Origin of the sequence: Roseburia hominis A2-183, assembly GCF_000225345.1 — a bacterium.
GTDB classification, from domain to species: Bacteria; Bacillota; Clostridia; order Lachnospirales; family Lachnospiraceae; genus Roseburia; species Roseburia hominis.
In genome coordinates, this window is the sequence record NC_015977.1 from 288989 (window position 1) to 306884 (window position 17896).

The following is a 17896-nucleotide window of genomic DNA, read 5'->3' on the forward strand; positions in this document are numbered from 1 at the left end:
AATAAATGACGTGTATTGACTTTTAAAAAGAAGTTGATATATTAGTGTATTAGTACTAAGGATATACTAAAAATAAGCGAAAGGAATAAGAATCCCATGATATCACAAGAGAGTATGAAGAAGAAGAAATTGGAAAACATGCATTTAAAGGAAAGGATAGACTATGGCTATAGAAAAGTCATTACAATGATGTTGATCTCTGGTCTGCTTTCTGTTGTAATTATAGGGGTATTGTTTGCCAATATGATGCATTATGTTGAGGATGTTAATGCAGCAGACCAGGCAGTAAAAATCTGCAGGATTAACGTTAATGCTGCAGCAAGAAATATCAGAGAGATGGCATTAAATGAGGATACATCCTCTTACGATAACTATGAACAAACAGTAAAAAGACTGCTTTCAGAAGTTGATTCTGAACTGCAGATTTTAAAGAAAACGGAAGTCCTTTCCGATGAAAATTACGAGGAATATTCATCGGCTCTTTCTGACTGGGGAGAAATTGGTTATTCCATTATGGAAGAAGAAATAAAAAACGGAAACGATGAGAATGCCACAGATGCAATTCTTAATGATTGTACCCCGGCTTTAAATAAAGTAGTAGAAATTGCGATAAAATTAGATGAACTGACAGATGAGGCAAGCAGCGAGACAGTCAGAAATATAGTAGTCTGTACGGTTGCAGGATTTGTAGTGATTATTGTCTGCCTGATTCGTGCATTTACTTTGACGCGGAAAACAAGTAAGAGAGTACTTGAAACAATTCTGGAGCCATTACATGCGATTGAGGACGTTGCAACGGAATTAACAGAAGGAAATCTGCATAGTACGCTGGAATATCATTCCGATGATGAGATCGGAAGACTGGCGCACAGTATGCGGAAATCAATTCGTATACTGGGAACCTATGTAGATGATATTGACCGCTCCATGAAGCTCTTTTTAGAAGGAAATTTTGATGTTCATCCTGAGGCGGAGTGGAGAGGTGATTTTGTCAGTATTTTAAATTCGTTTATGGCATTTCAGGCAAGTATGGCAGGTACGATCAAAGGAATCCAGAATGTTTCCAATGAAGTCTCCGGCGCAGCAGAGCAGGTAGCATCAAGCTCCAATGATCTTGCAGATGGAGCTACAAACCAGGCAGCGGTAGTAGAGGAGCTTACAGCAACTGTTACAGGTGTTTCAGAACAGGTGGAAAAAAATTCACATTCTGCAAAAGAAATCAGTGTAAAAGTGGATGAACTGGGAAATGCCATTTCAGAAAGTAATGGCAAGATGCATGAAATGGTTGATTCCATGCATGAGATCAGCGAGGCATCAAAAGAGATTGATAAGATTATCACAACAATCAACGAAATTGCATCCCAGACAAATCTGCTGGCACTGAATGCTTCCATTGAGGCTGCAAGAGCGGGAGAGGCTGGAAAGGGATTTGCAGTTGTGGCAAATCAGGTAAACGTATTGGCAGATCAGAGTGCGCAGGCGGCAAAGGAATCTGCGAATCTGATTGAAACCTCTGTGAAAGCTGTGGAAAAGGGAATGGTGATTGCGGGACAGACTGCGGCACAATTAGAAGAGGTTGCTGAGAATTCCAAATTAATTACGACTGAAGTTACAAATATTGCAGAGACGTTGGAGACACAGACGACAGAAATTAAGCAGATTAATGAGGGAATTGAGCAGATCAATGATGTCGTACAGACAAATTCTGCAACATCAGAGGAATGCGCGGCTGCCAGCCAGGAGATGAGCAGTGAGGCGGAAAGTCTGCGTGAAATGATCCGCAAATTCAAAGTTGCAGAAGATAAAAAAACGGTGTAACAGGTACTGTTTTTAAAAACATATAGAAACAAAAAGCGCACCCCTGCTTCTTCGCAATGGAAGAGGCAGGGGTGCTGGCATGTGGAAGACATCTGCTGTCAGCCCGGGGACGTGGGAATCAGTCCGTTCCAGAAGAACACAGGCTTTTCTACGGTACTCATATGTAAGAATCATCCGGTTCCGTAAGTGTTATCGCGTTATCTGTAAGTGATATATGGGCAATATTTACAAAAAACGGGGAAAGATTGCAAAATAATTAACATCTATAGACAAAAAAATGAAAAAGTAGGATAATAAAAGAAATAACTATCAGGAAGGAGTCGGATGGGTATGAAAAATGTGAGCGTGCGTTGGAAGATGATTATTCTTGCGCTGATTACGCTGATTGGAACACTGGCGATCGGAGTTCTGGCAGTGAACCGGATGCTGGTTATGGAGGAGGGATCAGAGAGCGTTCTCCGTACAAGTATTGAAGATGATTATGATGAGAATATCAAGAATCAGGTGGATAATGCAATTTCCATGCTGGATGCGGTGTATGCGGGCTATGAAAACGGCGACTATTCCTATGAGGAGGCCGAAACGCGCGGAGCGGATCTTTTAAGGGAACTCCGGTATGGAGACGGTGGTTATTTCTGGGCGGATACCTATGACGGAGACAATGTTGTTCTGCTCGGAAGCGAGACCGAGGGAACAAACCGTATGGAGACAAAGGATGCGGAAGGTTACCAGATGGTAAAAGAGATTATACGTGTCGGACAGGAGCCGGACGGCGGTTATACAGATTATGTATTCCCGAAGGAAGGGGAGACGGAGTCCTCTCCGAAGCGCTCCTACAGCAGGGCATTTGAGCCGTTTGGATGGGTTGTTGGAACGGGCAATTATATCGATTATATTGATGAGACTGTTGCCAAAGAGACACAGGCAATGAAGGAGAATGTAAAAAGTGCACTGCTTGCGATTATCGGAATGGGAAGTTTTCTGGTTGTGATTGTTATGGCGGTCTGTCTTTATATGGCGTTTTCACTGAGCAAATCATTTCAGGTTGCACTCACGTACATCGGTTATATTACAAAGGGTGATTTTTCGCAGCCGCTGCCGGTACAGCTTGAGAACCGCAGGGACGACTTTGGTATTCTCGGCGAGCGCCTTGAGAATATGAAGTGCCAGATCAGAGATCTTATCAGAGAAGTGAAAAATGAGAGTTATGTAATCGGGGAGGTCGTCGATACGGTCAAGACGAATGTGATTACGCTGAACGGCAATATCGAGGACGTTTCCGCAACGACAGAGGAACTTGCTGCAAGCATGGAGGAGACCGCGGCATCCTCGGATACGATTAAGAGCATGTCTCTTGAGATTGAAGAGGCAGCAAAAAATATTGCAAATCGTTCGCAGGATGGGGCACAGCAGGCAGCAGATATACACGAGCGGGCATCAAAGGCACAGAACGATACCAGAGAACAGCGTGAGCATGCGAGCCGGATCCACAATGAGATACGGGAGAGCCTTACAAAGGCACTTGAGGCTGCAAAGGTAGTTCAGCAGATCGAAGTGTTATCATCGGCGATCATGGAGATTACAAACCAGACAAACCTGCTTGCGTTAAATGCTTCGATTGAAGCAGCACGCGCCGGGGAGGCAGGCAAAGGATTTGCCGTTGTGGCAACAGAAATTGGCGGACTTGCAGATCAGTCCAAGCAGACTGTTACCCAGATACAGAAGGTGACGGAGGAAGTTACGACTTCTGTCGCACAGCTTTCTTCCGATGCGGAGCAGCTGCTTGCATTTGTGGGAAATGATGTCGTGGCAAGCTATGACATGTTCGATGCGGTGGCTGATGCATACAACCAGGATGCAGGAAAGATTGATGCACTGATCAGCGATTTCAGCGCGACATCGGAGGAACTGCTGGCATCAATCGATGGAGTGCTGGATGCGATGGAGGGAATTGCAACGGCAACCAACGAAGGTGCAAAAGGAACGACAGATATTGCACAAAAGACCGTGGAAGTCAAATCCGAGGCGGATACGGTCACAGATGAAGTTGGCAGATGCGATCAGACGGCACAGCGTCTGACACAGGATATCTCAGTCTTTGTTGTGGATTAGAAAACAGTTCATTTTATGGGAAAGATATGATATAATTCATTTTAGCGACATCGGAGCATAGGAAAGGATACTTATAAGATGGACGAGAAAATGACAATGGAGATCACCAACGATAGATTAGAGGAAGCGATTAAGCAGTATGCGGCGGAGCGCACCAAGGAGAACCTTACCACGGTGTTAAACCTGCTTCGTCCGACCAAGCTGTATGTGCCGGCAATGCTTAAGGCGCCGGATCAGCCGACCCCGTGTTTCCTCAAGAACAACAAGGGCGAGCAGTTTTTTGTGGCATATACTTCCAAGGAGCAGATGCCGGAGGAGCCGAAGAGCCAGGCACTTCTTTTCATGCCGTTCCCGGCGTGCAACAACATCGTCGTGAAGCCGGAACTGGAGCTGACCGGGCTGGTCATCAATCCGTTCTCGGATAACCTTGTATTAAAGACCGAACTTGTACGGAAGCTGCATGAGGCAGATCAGAAGGCGGCACAGATGCGGCAGGTGAAGATGACACCGCAGCAGTTTAACGTGTTTGTGAAAAAGCAGGTGGAGTTTGGAGTTCTGCCGAAGCGCCTGTATGCAGAGGGAGAGACGTTTGTCCGGAAGCTCTGTGAGGAGCGCGAGGCGTTCGTGAACCAGATTTTTGCCGAGACGTATAAGGAGCCGAAGCTCTATCCGTACACAGAGGCAGACTATTCGGTTATGGCGCTTGACATTGCGGAGGATCTGACACTGATCCGCGTGGATCTGCCGGAGAAAGCACTGGCAGCCCCGCTTTGCTATCGTATCTATATTACGTTTAATCCGCAGACGAAGAAAGCGGGTTACTACACGATTGAGATGACGGCGGAGAAGGAAGTGCGCGCATTGGGACAGATCCTGCCGGATGGCAGGCATGAGAGTCTGGGCGAGGCGCCGGTTGAGGGAGCGGAGCTTCAGAAGATCATGGATCTGGCACGTTATGACGGCACAGAGATGACAAGCTAAGGCATACCGAAGCGAAGGCATATATGTCATATCGAAACGAAGGCATACATAAAGATACAATAAGAGACGCATGTCCGGCGGGAATCGGGGTGCGTCTTTTTATGGAGAAGGAAGCGCATTATTTCGATGCGATCCTGATGGATATTGTGATGCCGAAGATGGACGGCTTTGAGGCGGCAAGGCAGATCCGACGGGTGTCGCACAAGGATGCGTAGATGATTCCGATTATTGCGATGAGTGCAAAAGATGCACGCGAGGATATGGATGCCTGTAAGGAAGCCGGAATGAACGACTATCTTGCAAAGCCGGTAGAGCCGCAGCGGTTATATCAGGTGCTGGCGGAATACCTTGAGAATCCGATGTGAGTTTTTTGACAAAACGCTGAAATTGTCAAATGCAAAATCTGAAATTCGGTTGCGTTTCCTTTTTGACATAGTTATAATAATGTCAGAAAGAAATTACACGGTATTTTGCATACAATTCTATAGTGTGAGCCAAGAGTGAAAGAGCAGGCCGGGAATAACAGAAATGTTACTCTGTCGGTGTGCTTTTTTTCATAGGAAATTACGCCCTATGAAGAAATAAAGAATGTGCAGCTTGCGGGATTTTTTGACTTCCGCTATGGGAAATATCATTATGGAAATGATGCGCCAGGAATGCCATGATGCGGCAGGGGAGAATGGGGGGAGTGCAGACAAAAGATGAAGCAGCAATTTTATGACGCGATTGTGGACGGACCGATTATCGCGGCGGTGAAGGACGAGACGGGGGTGGAGGTCTGTATACAGAATGATATCCGCGTGGTATTCATTTTGTATGGAGAGTTGATTACCATCCCGGATATTGTGCAGCGGTTAAAAGATGCCGGAAAGTTTGTCATTGTACATCTGGATCTGATCGGGGGGCTTGCGGTCAGGGAGGAAGCGGTGCGTTTTATACGGTATGGGACGGCGGCGGACGGTATTATTTCCACAAAGCCGGAAATGATCCGTTATGCGAAGGAGCTGGATCTCTGTACGGTATTTCGCATATTTGCGATTGATTCCAAGGCGATTGGAGGACTGGAACACCACGGTATGGAGTTTGCAGATCTAATCGAGGTGCTGCCGGGCATTATGCCTAAAATCATAAAGCATATAGCAGGGCAGGCAGCAGTACCGGTGATCGCAGGAGGTCTGATCTCGGAGAAGGAGGACGTCATGCGGGCACTGGATGCGGGAGCGATTGCGATTTCAACGACAAACCAGGCAGTGTGGAAAATGTAACGGATACAGTGTATCAGGAGAAGGGGGTACGGGTATGTGTTATTCAACTAAGAAAAAAATTGCGGATTGTGTCAGGCAGCTGATGAAGCGCAAGGAGATATCCAAAATTACGATCGGGGACATCATGGAGGCAACGGGGATGAGCCGCCAGAGTTTTTATTATCATTTTAAGGATATTTATGATGTGCTGGAGTGGATCGGCTGTAATGACTTTAAGGATCAGCTGCAGGGACAGTATGACAGTATGGAAAAGTGGGCATGCGATCTGATGGAGGTGCTGCAGAGGGAGCGCAGCTTTTATGAGAAGCTGGCGAACGAGCTCGCGTGGCCGATGATCGTGCGTGGTGTACGCATGGCGTTGGATGCGCAGGTGCGCCGTCTGCTGCTTGGCGAGAATCCGGGCATGTTTGAAAAGCATCCTGAGGAACTGGAGGCGGTGACGAGCTTTCTTTCCACATCCATCTGCTACTATATGATTGATTTTGTATATTACAGAAAAACGTTATCGGGGGAACAGGTAAAGCGGGATGTGCAGTTTATGATGCGGGCGATTGCAAAAACGGACGCGGGGCTTGCCGTATTGCTCCCGCGCACCGCAGTATTGTAATGCTATTCTGACAAAATTAAAAAGTACCGGTAAGCTGGTCTGGCTTACCGGTACTTTTTTACTTTTGCAGCTGCATCTGCGGTTCTAAGAGAGAACTTCTTTGGTGGCGATCAGGTCGACGCCGGTTCCTGCAATATCTTTCAGCAGGACATCTCCGATGTGTACCGGAGCCGTCACCGTCAGCGCGTTGATATATTTCATGATCTCGAAGATCTTTTCTTTGGGAATATCCTGTGCGGTCTTGACGGATACCATCGGGATGGAGCCGCCGCGGACACAGACGGTGCTTGTGACGATGCGCGTCGGATGTGTGACTTCCTTTGCGGCATAGTCAGAGCCGCGCTTGCAGGTATTTCCGGTGATGGAGACAACATTTCCGCCATCCATGGTAACTGTGATGGCACAGCCCAGCGGGCAGCCGATGCATGTAAGATTTCTTGTTTCCATGTGTTACGCCTCCTCTTCTATTTTGATGGTAATGTGATCCAGGTCACTCATTGCTTCCAGAACGGACTTCTGCAGCTTTACCTGCTCCATCTCGCCGGGAGCCATGACAGGACGCTTGCGGCAGATAATCCGCTGGTCGTTTAAGTAGGTGGAAATATAACAGTTCTTGTATACACCGCCGACGCGGAAACGCACGGTCAGCTCGTCGTCCATATTGGCGACATGCAGCGTTTTTGGAACGGTATAGCGGACGCCGTCGGTTGCGACGATGGGGATCTCTTTGCCGGAATCAGCATGATCGCCCCCGCACTTGATATATTTTGCGGCGTTCTTTCCGGCAACGCCGGCTTCCTCGGATACATAGTCCACGAGATCATGAACGTGAAGAACATTACCGCAGGCGAAAACGCCCGGAATATTTGTCTCAAGGCTTTCGTTGACAGAAGGACCGGAGGTGACCGGATTTAGCTCGACGCCCATAGAGCGGGAAATCTCATTTTCCGGAATCAGACCGCAGGAGAGCAGCAGTGTGTCGCATTCGTAGTCTTCCTCCGTGCCGGGAATCGGCTTGTTGTGTTCATCCACCTGTGCCAGTGTGATTCCCTCCACGCGCTCTTTGCCGCGGATGTCAACGACAGTATGGCCCAGCTTTAACGGAATACCGAAATCGTCCAGACACTGCACAATGTTTCGTTTCAGACCGCCGGAATAAGGCATCAGCTCGGCGACGACTTTGACTTCGGCGCCCTCTAAGGTCATACGGCGTGCCATGATGAGGCCGATGTCTCCGGAGCCGAGGATCACAACCTTGCGTCCCGGCATAAAGCCCTCGATGTTCACCAGGCGCTGCGCGGTTCCGGCAGAGTAGATGCCTGCAGGACGGTAGCCCGGGATATTTAAAGCTCCGCGGGAACGCTCGCGGCAGCCCATGGCAAGAATCACGGTCTTTGCGTTAATGTGGAACAGCCCGTCGGTGCGGTTCATAGCCGTCACGATCTTATCGGAAGAGCCTTCTGCCAGAGAAATATCCATCACCATCGTGTTCAGACGGTATTCGATGTTCAGATCGAGAGCCTGATTGATAAAGCGTCTGGCATATTCCGGGCCGGTCAGCTCCTCCTTAAAGGTGTGAAGGCCGAAACCGTTGTGGATGCACTGATTTAAGATGCCGCCGAGTTCGCGGTCGCGCTCGAGAATCAGGATCCGGTCGATGCCGTTATTTTTGGCGGAAACGGCTGCCGCAAGACCGGCGGGACCTCCGCCGACGATCACAATATCATATGAAGTCATAATAATCCTCCTTTTTCCTTCAGGTTCTGTCTTTGCTCAGGCCGACGACCATGTTGGATGAGCCGCCGTTTTTCGTGATTTCAAGCTGGGAGATACCAAGCTCACGCGCCAGGATTTCCATGGTGCGCGGCGAGCAGAAACCTGCCTGGCAGCGTCCCATGCCTGCACGGGTACGGCGCTTGACGCCGTCTAATGACCGTGCGCCAAGCGGACGGTGAATGGCGTCTAAGATTTCTCCCTCGGTAATCATCTCACAGCGGCAGATAATATTTCCGTAAGCTGGATTTTCGCGGATAAGCTCCGCATAATCTTCCTCGGAGAGTGTTTTCGGATTGAGAACGCCCTTCCGGCTGCCGTTCCATGCCGGGTTTTTCTGTGCGTGAAGCAGTCCGGATACAATCTGCGCTACGCGCTCGCCGATCGCCGGGGAACTGGTGAGGCCCGGAGATTCGATGCCGGAGCAGTCGACAAAGTGTGGAGCATCCGCCAACTCTTCAATAATGAATTCATGGTTGTCCTCATGGGCGCGGTTTCCGGCGAAGGACGTGATTACCTGACGGACCGGAACGGAAGGCACGGAGCGTCTTGCTGCGCTGCAGACATGGTCAAGTCCCTGGCGGGTGGTGTTGGTTGCCTCCTTATCGTCGTGATCGTCTGCGGTAGGGCCGATCAGCGTATTGCCGTGAACCGTCGGGGTTACAAGAATGCCCTTGCCGTATTTGCCCGGAAGCTGGAAGATGGTCTTGTCGACCAGACCGCCGGTTGTTTTGTCGAGCAGGCAGTATTCGCCGCGGCGCGGGGTAATGTGGATCTTCTTGCTGCTGACCATGTTGTGAAAAACATCTGCATACACACCGGCAGCGTTTACCACGCAGCGGGTCAGGATGTAACCGCGGTTGGTGGAGAGTTGATAGCCGTCGTCCTTGCGGCAGATGTCTGTCACTTCTGTGTTAAAACGGAATTCGACGCCGTTTGTGGCAGCATTTTCTGCGAGTGCAATGTTCAAACCGAACGGGCAGACAATGCCGCCGGTCGGACAGTAGATGGCAGCGATGACTTCCTCGGAGAGGTTCGGCTCCATCTCATGAACTTCGTGTGCATCTAAGATCCGGATATCCGGGATTTTGTTGGAAATGCCCTGCTCGTAGAGGGCTTCCAGCTTCGGGCGGTCCTCCTCGGAGAAGCAGACGATCAGGGAACCGTTTCTGCGGAATTCAAAATCCAGCTCTTTGGAGAGCGGTTCCATCAGTTCATTTCCCCGGACGTTCATCTCTGACATCAGGGTTCCGGGTTTACAGTCGATACCGGAGTGGACGATGGCGCTGTTGGCTTTGGAAGTGCCGCAGCAGACGTCCTCCTCTTTTTCCACAACACAAATGGAGAGATTGTATCTGGAAAGTTCACGTGCACAGGCGCTTCCAGAGACGCCGGCACCAATGATCACTACATCATACATAGTTTTTCCTCCTTAAAAGAGCCATGCAGATCATACATCATTTCTGATGTGTTTTCTGCCTGGCTCTCTTCTCTGACATTCAATCTATAGTTTTAAAAAATAAGTCCATATACCAGCACGGCAGCCAATGCGCCGAGGATCGGTCCGACGATCGGAACAACGAGTCCGTATCCGAAATCAGAGGAACCTTTTCCCTGAATCGGAAGCACTGCATGTGCAAGACGAGGACCCAGATCTCTTGCCGGATTGATTGCATATCCGGTCAGACCGCCCAGAGACATACCGACAGATACGATAATGGCGAATACGAGAAATTTTCCGGTGCCGTCCGCCAGATCCGGAACCTGTGCCAGACCCTTGATGGCAAATACGAGTACAAAAGTGCCGACAGCCTCGCTTAAGATATTGCGCGGGATGTTGCGCACTGCAGGTGCCGTACAGAACACGCCGCGCTTCGTTGACGCGTCTTCCGTTGCGTCAAACTGATCTTTGAACAGCAGATATACAAGGCATGCGCCGCAGAAAGCACCAGCCAGCTGTGCCACAATATATCCCGGTACCATGCTCCATGCAAAACTGCCGTCAGCAGCAAGCGCGATGGTCAATGCAGGGTTAAAGCTTGCGCCGGATGCCGCGCCGAAGATAAAGGCGGGAACCAGTACGGCAAGACCCCAGGCAAGTGTGATCTGGACTGCACCGGCACCTTTCATGCCGGATTTGTTCAGGTTGACATTGGCAACAACACCGTCACCTAACAGGATGAGGATCATGGTGCCGACAAACTCTGCAATATATGGTGTCATAATAAATACCCCCTCTTAGATATGAAATTGTGTGTTAGTCTTCCTTCGCCCAGTTGAACGAATAAGTAACGGCTTTCTTCCACATGCGGACTTTCTTGTTACGCTCCTCGTCGGTGATCTCCGGTGTGAAGGTGCGGTCGATTGCCCAGTTCTGAAGAACATCCTCTTTGCTTGCCCAGTAGCCGACTGCCAGTCCGGCGAGATAGGCAGCACCCATGGCTGTGGTCTCCACGCACATCGGACGGTTGACCGGAGCATTGCTGATGTCCGCCTGCATCTGCATGAGCAGATTGTTTGCGCTTGCTCCGCCGTCTACCTTTAATGCTGCAAGATCAATACCGGAATCTGCTTTCATTGCAGCCAATACATCATTAACCTGGTAAGCGAGAGACTCTAAGGTTGCACGGATAATATGGTATTTATTCACACCGCGGGTAATGCCTACGATAGTTCCACGTGCGTATTGATCCCAGTACGGGGCACCAAGACCGGTGAAAGCAGGCACGACGTAGCAGCCGTTGGTGTCTTTGACTTTTCTTGCCATGTATTCGGAATCCGGAGAGGAATCGATGAAGCGCATCTCATCGCGAAGCCACTGGATGGAGGCACCTGCAACGAAGATGGAACCCTCGAGTGCGTAGTTTACTTTTCCGTCGAGACCCCATGCGATCGTGGTAACCAGTCCGTTCTTGGAGAATACAGGTTTTTCGCCGGTGTTCATAAGTAAGAAACAGCCGGTTCCGTAAGTATTTTTTGCCTCACCGGCGGTAAAACAGGTCTGACCGAACAGAGCGGCCTGTTGGTCACCGGCAGCACCGGCAATCGGAATCGGGCCTCCGAAGAATACCGGGTTTGCTTCGCCGTACACGCAGCTGGATGGCTTCGGTTCCGGCAGCATACATTTTGGAATATTCAGTTCTTTTAAAATATCTTCATCCCACTCCAGGGTATTGATGTTGAACATCAAGGTTCTGGAAGCGTTGGAGTAATCAGTTACGTGAACCTGACCCTGTGTCAGTTTCCAGATCAGCCATGTCTCCACGGTTCCGAAGAGCAGCTCGCCTCTCTCGGCTCTCTCTCTGGCGCCTTCAACGTTGTCGAGCAGCCATTTTAATTTCGTTCCGGAGAAGTAGGCGTCGATCACCAGTCCTGTCTTCTGGCGGAAGGTATCAACCAGTCCCTTGGCTTTTAAGGAATCGCAGTATTCGGAAGTACGGCGGCACTGCCATACGATCGCGTGATGAATCGGTTCGCCGGTGTTCTTATCCCATACGATGGTGGTCTCGCGCTGATTGGTAATTCCGATTGCCCCGATATCGGCTGCAGTCGCGCCCACATTTGCCATTGCCTCCTTGGCAACTTCAAGCTGTGTGGACCAGATCTCCTCCGCGTCGTGCTCTACCCAGCCCGGCTTCGGGAAATACTGTGTAAATTCTTTCTGGGCAACGCTGCACATTTCACCCTTCTCATTGAAAAGTATGCAGCGGTTGCTGGTGGTTCCGGCATCGAGTGCCATGATGTACTTTGCCATGTAAAGTCCCTCCATTTTCTTAGTGTGGAAACCGGCCCCACCCGGTTCCCCTCTGGTTGTATGAGTGGCGGTCTGATGTGCCGCTCACCGTTTGTGGCTTTAGTGTAACTGCGTTGCGGGTGAATGTCTTTAGACAGACTTCTGTGATTGTAAAAGAGGAGTCCTGCGTTTTTACATATATGCAATATTGACAAAAAACATGAATAGATTGCTAAATTATTAACAAATATAGACGATTAGTGGGGAATATACGATAATAAAAGAAGTAAGCACAGGAAGGAGTCGGATAGGTATGAAAAATGTGAGTGTACGTTAGAAGATGATTATTCTGGCACTGATCACACTGATCGGAACACTGGCGATCGGAATTCTGTCAGTAAACCGGATTCTGATTATGGAGAGGGGTTCAGAGAGTGTTCTCCGCGCAAGTATCGAAGAAGATTACGATGAGAATATTAAGAATCAGGTAGATAATGCGATTTCCATGCTGGATGCGGTGTATGCAGGCTATGAGAATGGTGATTATTCCTATGAGGAAGCGGAAACACGCGGTGCAGATCTGCTGCGGGAACTCAGGTACGGGGACGGCGGATACTTCTGGGCAGATACCTATGATGGAGAGAATGTGGTTCTGCTTGGAAGCGCGACGGAAGGGACGAACCGCATGGAGACGAAGGATGCGGATGGTTACCAGATGGTAAAAGAGATTATCCGCGTCGGGCAGGAACCGGACGGCGGATATACGGATTATGTATTCCCGAAAGAAGGTGAGACGGAATCTTCTCCGAAGAGATCCTACAGCAGGGCATTTGAGCCGTTTGGCTGGGTTGTCGGAACGGGAAACTATATTGACTATATCGATGAGACTGTTGAGAAAGAAACGCAGGCAATGCGGGAGAATGTAAAAACGGCACTGATCGCGATTATCGGAACGGGCAGTCTGCTGATTGTGATTGTCATGGCGGTCTGTCTGTATATGGCGTTTTCACTGAGCAGATCTTTTCAGGTTGCCCAGATACAGAAGGTGACGGAGGAAGTTACATCTTCTGTGGCACAGCTTTCTTCTGATGCGGAGCAGCTGCTTGCCTTTGTTGGAAATGATGTGGTGGCGAGCTATGATACGTTTGATGAGGTGGCAGACGCTTATAACCAGGATGCCGGAAAGATCGATGCACTGATCAGCGATTTCAGCGCGACATCCGAGGAGCTTCTGGCATCGATTGATGGCGTGCTGGATGCGATGGAGGGAATTGCAACGGCAACGAACGAAGGTGCCAAGGGAACGACTGATATTGCACAGAAGACCGTAGAAGTGAAATCCAAGGCAGATACGTGATCTGCTCCACATCTTAGAGGAGATGGAAGAAGAACTTACTCATGCCGGATGACGTCGGCATACTGGCCGCGCACCACGGTAAGCAGGGAATCCGGATTGACCGTGATGGAGGTGCCGATGCGTCCGCCGCTGATGTAGATCTTGTCAAAAGCCGCAGCGCTCTCGTGCACGATGGTCGGGAACTGCTTTTTCATGCCCAGAGGAGAGCAGCCGCCGCGGACATAACCCGTGATGGCAGTGATGTCTTTGACGTGAATCATCTCCACGGATTTTTCGCCGACGGCTCTGGCGGCGGCTTTTAAGTCCACCTCGTCCGCAATGGGGATGACGAACACATAGTATTGCCTGCTTTTTCCCTGCATCACCAGAGTCTTGAAGGACTGTTCCACCGGAGCGCCGGTCGCCTCGGCGGTGTGCAGCCCGTCGATAAATTCTCCACACTCATAATTTAAAATTTCGTACGGAATCTTATTTTTATCAAGAATGCGCATCGCATTCGTCTTTACTTCTTTTCCCATAAAATATTCACTCCTTTGTTTCTTTCCGGAAAATATGTCCTGTGAAGGAAAAACGCTCCGCGTGGATTGCACTGCGGCGGGACATATGATTCATTGTGCCCATAGTCTAGTGGAATTGTGAAAAAAAGTCAAGCGGGACAGATCGGGCTGAATGGGAATAGACAAAGCCGCCGCATTGTTTCTTGAAACTGTGGATTGAATAGAGTATAATGCAGAAAAAGTGACAGAGAGGTATGTGATATGAAAGAAACATTAAAGCGGATCAAGGCAGACATCATAGTCTCGGCGCTGCTTTGCATTGCACTTGGCATTGTGCTTCTGGTATGGCCGGCTGAGACGATCGATGTATTCTGCAAAATCCTTGCCGTTGGATTGATCATTATGGGAGGCGTCGACATCGCATCCTATTTTATGAACCGCAGTATTCATCCGTTTGCGGGAGCATTGGGACTGATTGTATTGTTAATCGGAATCTGGATTTTCCTGCGCCCGGAGAGCATTGTGAGCCTGATCCCGATTGTGATCGGCGTGATCCTCTGCGTACATGGAATCCAGGATCTGAAGCTTGCGATAGAAACGAAGCGCAACGGTTATGAGAAATGGTGGAGCATGTTAATCATTGCAGCGGTCAGCCTGGTGTTCGGTGTGCTCTGTATCGTGAATGCGTTCGGCATGGTAAAGCTGGCACTGCAGTTTATCGGAATTGCCCTGATCTATGACGGTATCTCGGATCTGTGGGTGGCAAACCGCGCCGTGCATGCGGCAAAGATGATGAAGCAGGAAGCGGAAGCCGTGGATGTAGACTATAAAGAGATATAAGATAGCGTCTCTTCCACGTTTGGACAATCCAACGGGTGCATGTCCGGCACACCGGAGACAATGGGCGGACTTTTTAGATTTGTTAAGAGATGTCAACACAATTTTTAATTTTTTTTGCATAAGAAATAGGCCTGATTATTCAGGCTTTTTTCTTATGCAACTATGCTATATTCTTATATATTTCCATCACTCTTGCATAATAGATTTGCAAAAACTTATTTAAACCGGCTATTTTGGCTTGTTTCCTACTTTTTCCTTCATTCTCTTTTTTAATTATAAAACTCAAACTTCGCACATAAATTTTAGCTATGCACCTTGAAAATTCAATATCTGGCAGTTATTTAGTTGTCAGTGTTCAGCCTTTATGCAGCCTGCAGTCGTATTTTCATCATAGTAGGAAGTGCATCCATAAATGCATTCGCCAATTCATTGATTTTTTCGTCTGAAAGTTCAGTGTTATCTGAAAGCATTGTTCTGAACATTTGAAGCAGCATTTGAAAAGCCTGTATCCATGTGATATCAGACATTTCGTCAGAAAAGTATAAAAAGAGCTCCCCAAGTGACCGGTTATCATTGGATTCCCGGCTTTCCAGTGACAGCATCATATATCGGGTGAAAACAACTGCGGTATGCGCAGTCATTGCATCATAGGACAGAGAATTACATTCTCTGCTCAAGTTAAGGTAGCTTTTGCAAAATTAGGTGTGTTTTTTCCTGTAAGCAGACTCATATACATACTTCTGTTGGAGAAAATCAGCAGAAACATGTATTGAAAAATCTCCGTTACCGGAGTGCCTTTCCTTTTATAGGCATTGGCAGCTTTCAAGGCTGAGGAAATATGAAACCTTGTAAAAAATCGTTTGATAGATTTAGAAATCTGCTTATCATTTTGAGGCGCTTGTGTTATACTTTTATTCATAGCATGAGTCTCCGGTTTGTAATTGTTTTTTTGGCAACTCAATTATACCAAAACCATTGGTTTCATGCTATTTTTATGCCAGTTATTATTGAATTTTCAAGGTGCATAGGCACATTTTAATGTGCGAAGTTTGAGTAATTTAATACTTTAGTAATAGATTTTCCCAATAAAGTATGCTATCTTAGTACGATATATGGATAGATATACGTGATAAAAAGAACAATAATTTACAAAGGAAGGGAAAACTATCATGGAAAAGATCAAAAAGCGTATAACTAACTTAAAGGTTGCAGGAAAATTAAAAGTATATCGAATGACAGTGCTTGTTATGACATTATTTTTAGTATTGGTGGCACTGATCTCGACATTAGTGATCCGTTTAAATATAGAGAAGATCACGGAGGTCTGGTCTCCGTCATTGGAATATCTGCAGGATTTAGAGACAATGACTGCGAAATACAGAATCAAACAGTATCAGCATCTAGTAGAATCAGATGCAGCAGTCATGAACTCCTGCGAAGAAGAAATCCAGAAGCTGGAGAGTCAGATCGAGGATACCGGTGCGAAGCTGGATGCAATAATTTCTGCAGACAGCAAAGCTCAAAAAGGACGGGATGATTATGATGTAGCAAACGCTGCATGGGAAAAATACAGGGCTGCTTCAGATGAAATTCTGCAGTTGAGCCGTGAAGGTAAACAGCAGGAAGCATCGAAGCTGATGACCGGAGAGGTGTATGAAGAATATAAGGCTTTTGCTGAGAAATTAACTACATTATGTGAAAAGTTCCAGGTAGAATTAGATCAGGCAAAGACCATGGCTAATGTATGCACTGTAATCATATTTATTGTGATCGTGGCAGCGGGTCTTGCGATTGCTGTAGTGACGACACTGATCGGAAGGATCATTACCAATTCCATTACAGAGCCGGTAGAACAGATAGAGGCAGCAGTTGCCAGCCTGCGTAAGGGCGAACTGTCTAATGTAGAAATGCTTACCTATGAGTCTGAGGATGAGTTTGGCGATACCATCAGGAATCTGAAAGAAGCCATGGGTATTCTGGCAGATTATGTCAGCGAGATCTCTGTGGAGGTAAAGGCAATAGCGCAGGGTGACCTGACCAGAAATGGTGATGATATTACAGATTTCCTAGGCGATTTCTCGGAATTGAAGACATCACTGCTGTATATTCTGAAACGGTTTAACAGTACCTTGACCGAGATCAGCAATCTGGCAGAACAGGTATCATCGAATTCATCCGAGGTGGAAAATGCATCAAAATCCCTGGCGGACGGTGCAACAGAGCAGGCAGGAGTCATCGAGGAATTGAATGCCACCATTGATGCGGTCGTGGATCTGGCAGAAGATACAGCGAAGGAAACACAGAGCGCATCTGCACGTGTAAAAGCCTCTGCAAATAAAGCGAACGAAGAAAAAGAAAAAATGAATGAGCTGCTCACGGAAATGGAGTACATTACAGAAATCTCCAAGGAGATCGGTAATATTATCACAGATATCGAGGATATTGCATCCCAGACCAACCTGTTATCCCTGAATGCTTCCATTGAAGCTGCCAGAGCAGGAGAAGCTGGAAGAGGTTTTGCGGTGGTTGCAGATCAGATCGGCAAGCTGGCAGCAGACAGTGCAAAATCCGCTGTAAATACGAGAGAGTTGATCGATAAGACCTTAGTGGAAATCGAAAAGGGCAATACGATTACAAGAACAACAGCAGAATCATTCAATCAGATCATTGAAGATATGAAGTCCTTTGCAGAGCTTGCAGAGAACACCATGGAGAAAGCCAACTCCCAGGCAGAGTCCTTGGAGCAGATCGGTCAGGGAATTGAACAGCTGTCCGGCGTAGTACAGGGCAATGCTGCATCCTCCGAAGAGAATACTGCGATCAGTATTAATCTGGCAGAGGGAGCAGCCAAGATGCATGACCGCGTGAATATCTTTAAGCTATTCTAGAAAAATGGCAGGAATAGAGTGAAGC

General features: G+C 48.0%; 14 protein-coding genes and 2 pseudogenes. 9 read left to right on the forward strand and 7 right to left on the reverse strand.

The annotated features are described in order from the left end of the window. Positions 1-114: 114 nt before the first annotated feature. The 6 genes and pseudogenes from RHOM_RS01225 to RHOM_RS16445 all read left to right on the forward strand — a co-directional run bounded on the left by RHOM_RS01225 (position 115) and on the right by RHOM_RS16445 (position 6783). Positions 115-1818 carry a methyl-accepting chemotaxis protein gene (locus RHOM_RS01225; protein WP_014078469.1) on the forward strand — a complete coding sequence of 568 codons (1704 nt, stop codon included), beginning with the start codon at positions 115-117 and terminating at the stop codon, positions 1816-1818. Between the two features lie 324 nt (positions 1819-2142). After that, positions 2143-3930, forward strand: coding sequence for a methyl-accepting chemotaxis protein (locus RHOM_RS01230; RefSeq protein ID WP_014078470.1), 1788 nt, complete (start codon positions 2143-2145; stop codon positions 3928-3930). 78 nt (positions 3931-4008) lie between these two features. Then, entirely contained in the window at positions 4009-4911 is a 903-nt protein-coding gene (locus RHOM_RS01235; protein ID WP_014078471.1) for an SseB family protein, read from the forward strand. A 101-nt stretch (positions 4912-5012) separates the two neighbouring features. Continuing rightward, a pseudogene (locus RHOM_RS17845) lies at positions 5013-5276 on the forward strand (response regulator). A 336-nt stretch (positions 5277-5612) separates the two neighbouring features. Beyond that, positions 5613-6176, forward strand: coding sequence for a glycerol-3-phosphate responsive antiterminator (locus RHOM_RS01240; RefSeq protein ID WP_014078475.1), 564 nt, complete (start codon positions 5613-5615; stop codon positions 6174-6176). 34 nt (positions 6177-6210) lie between these two features. Then, positions 6211-6783, forward strand: a complete 573-nt coding sequence (locus RHOM_RS16445; protein WP_014078476.1) for a TetR family transcriptional regulator — start codon at positions 6211-6213, stop codon at positions 6781-6783. An 84-nt stretch (positions 6784-6867) separates the two neighbouring features. Here RHOM_RS16445 and RHOM_RS01250 read toward each other — a convergent pair whose 3' ends face one another. From RHOM_RS01250 to glpK, 5 genes are all read right to left on the reverse strand, one after another. Continuing rightward, positions 6868-7230, reverse strand: coding sequence for a DUF1667 domain-containing protein (locus RHOM_RS01250; RefSeq protein WP_014078477.1), 363 nt, complete (start codon positions 7228-7230; stop codon positions 6868-6870). Positions 7231-7233: 3 nt separating this feature from the next. Next, positions 7234-8520 carry an NAD(P)/FAD-dependent oxidoreductase gene (locus tag RHOM_RS01255; RefSeq protein ID WP_014078478.1) on the reverse strand — a complete coding sequence of 429 codons (1287 nt, stop codon included), beginning with the start codon at positions 8518-8520 and terminating at the stop codon, positions 7234-7236. Positions 8521-8539: 19 nt separating this feature from the next. Continuing rightward, complete coding sequence (locus RHOM_RS01260; RefSeq protein ID WP_014078479.1) at positions 8540-9976, reverse strand: NAD(P)/FAD-dependent oxidoreductase; 1437 nt, start codon at positions 9974-9976, stop codon at positions 8540-8542. A gap of 92 nt (positions 9977-10068) precedes the next feature. Continuing rightward, entirely contained in the window at positions 10069-10779 is a 711-nt protein-coding gene (locus tag RHOM_RS01265) for an MIP/aquaporin family protein (protein ID WP_014078480.1), read from the reverse strand. A 34-nt stretch (positions 10780-10813) separates the two neighbouring features. Further along, positions 10814-12310, reverse strand: coding sequence for a glycerol kinase GlpK (gene glpK / locus RHOM_RS01270; protein ID WP_014078481.1), 1497 nt, complete (start codon positions 12308-12310; stop codon positions 10814-10816). A 319-nt stretch (positions 12311-12629) separates the two neighbouring features. On the opposite strand from glpK, the gene RHOM_RS01275 reads away from it, so the two are divergent. After that, complete coding sequence (locus RHOM_RS01275; RefSeq protein WP_014078482.1) at positions 12630-13646, forward strand: cache domain-containing protein; 1017 nt, start codon at positions 12630-12632, stop codon at positions 13644-13646. 35 nt (positions 13647-13681) lie between these two features. Here RHOM_RS01275 and ybaK read toward each other — a convergent pair whose 3' ends face one another. Continuing rightward, complete coding sequence (ybaK, locus tag RHOM_RS01280) at positions 13682-14164, reverse strand: Cys-tRNA(Pro) deacylase (RefSeq protein ID WP_014078483.1); 483 nt, start codon at positions 14162-14164, stop codon at positions 13682-13684. A gap of 240 nt (positions 14165-14404) precedes the next feature. Here ybaK and RHOM_RS01285 point away from each other — a divergent pair, with 240 nt between their 5' ends. Beyond that, positions 14405-14983, forward strand: a complete 579-nt coding sequence (locus tag RHOM_RS01285) for an HdeD family acid-resistance protein (protein WP_014078484.1) — start codon at positions 14405-14407, stop codon at positions 14981-14983. Between the two features lie 362 nt (positions 14984-15345). On the opposite strand, the pseudogene RHOM_RS18405 reads toward RHOM_RS01285, so the two are convergent. Further along, positions 15346-15902 (reverse strand): annotated as a pseudogene (locus RHOM_RS18405) (hypothetical protein). A gap of 250 nt (positions 15903-16152) precedes the next feature. On the opposite strand from RHOM_RS18405, the gene RHOM_RS01300 reads away from it, so the two are divergent. Next, positions 16153-17871 (forward strand): methyl-accepting chemotaxis protein, encoded by a 1719-nt coding sequence (locus RHOM_RS01300; RefSeq protein WP_014078485.1) that lies wholly within the window; start codon positions 16153-16155, stop codon positions 17869-17871. Positions 17872-17896: the final 25 nt, after the last annotated feature.

Excerpts from the sequence above, each read along its gene's own strand:
- RHOM_RS01275 (WP_014078482.1), top strand. The coding sequence starts at position 12,630 with ATGATTATTCTGGCACTGATCACACTGATCGGAACACTGGCGATCGGA.
- ybaK (WP_014078483.1), bottom strand. The coding sequence starts at position 14,164 with ATGGGAAAAGAAGTAAAGACGAATGCGATGCGCATTCTTGATAAAAAT.
- RHOM_RS01240 (WP_014078475.1), top strand. The coding sequence starts at position 5,613 with ATGAAGCAGCAATTTTATGACGCGATTGTGGACGGACCGATTATCGCG.
- RHOM_RS01285 (WP_014078484.1), top strand. The coding sequence starts at position 14,405 with ATGAAAGAAACATTAAAGCGGATCAAGGCAGACATCATAGTCTCGGCG.
- RHOM_RS01265 (WP_014078480.1), bottom strand. The coding sequence starts at position 10,779 with ATGACACCATATATTGCAGAGTTTGTCGGCACCATGATCCTCATCCTG.
- RHOM_RS01260 (WP_014078479.1), bottom strand. The coding sequence starts at position 9,976 with ATGTATGATGTAGTGATCATTGGTGCCGGCGTCTCTGGAAGCGCCTGT.
- RHOM_RS01250 (WP_014078477.1), bottom strand. The coding sequence starts at position 7,230 with ATGGAAACAAGAAATCTTACATGCATCGGCTGCCCGCTGGGCTGTGCC.
- RHOM_RS01230 (WP_014078470.1), top strand. The coding sequence starts at position 2,143 with ATGGGTATGAAAAATGTGAGCGTGCGTTGGAAGATGATTATTCTTGCG.
- RHOM_RS01225 (WP_014078469.1), top strand. The coding sequence starts at position 115 with ATGAAGAAGAAGAAATTGGAAAACATGCATTTAAAGGAAAGGATAGAC.
- RHOM_RS01235 (WP_014078471.1), top strand. The coding sequence starts at position 4,009 with ATGGACGAGAAAATGACAATGGAGATCACCAACGATAGATTAGAGGAA.
- RHOM_RS01255 (WP_014078478.1), bottom strand. The coding sequence starts at position 8,520 with ATGACTTCATATGATATTGTGATCGTCGGCGGAGGTCCCGCCGGTCTT.
- glpK (WP_014078481.1), bottom strand. The coding sequence starts at position 12,310 with ATGGCAAAGTACATCATGGCACTCGATGCCGGAACCACCAGCAACCGC.
- RHOM_RS16445 (WP_014078476.1), top strand. The coding sequence starts at position 6,211 with ATGTGTTATTCAACTAAGAAAAAAATTGCGGATTGTGTCAGGCAGCTG.
- RHOM_RS01300 (WP_014078485.1), top strand. The coding sequence starts at position 16,153 with ATGGAAAAGATCAAAAAGCGTATAACTAACTTAAAGGTTGCAGGAAAA.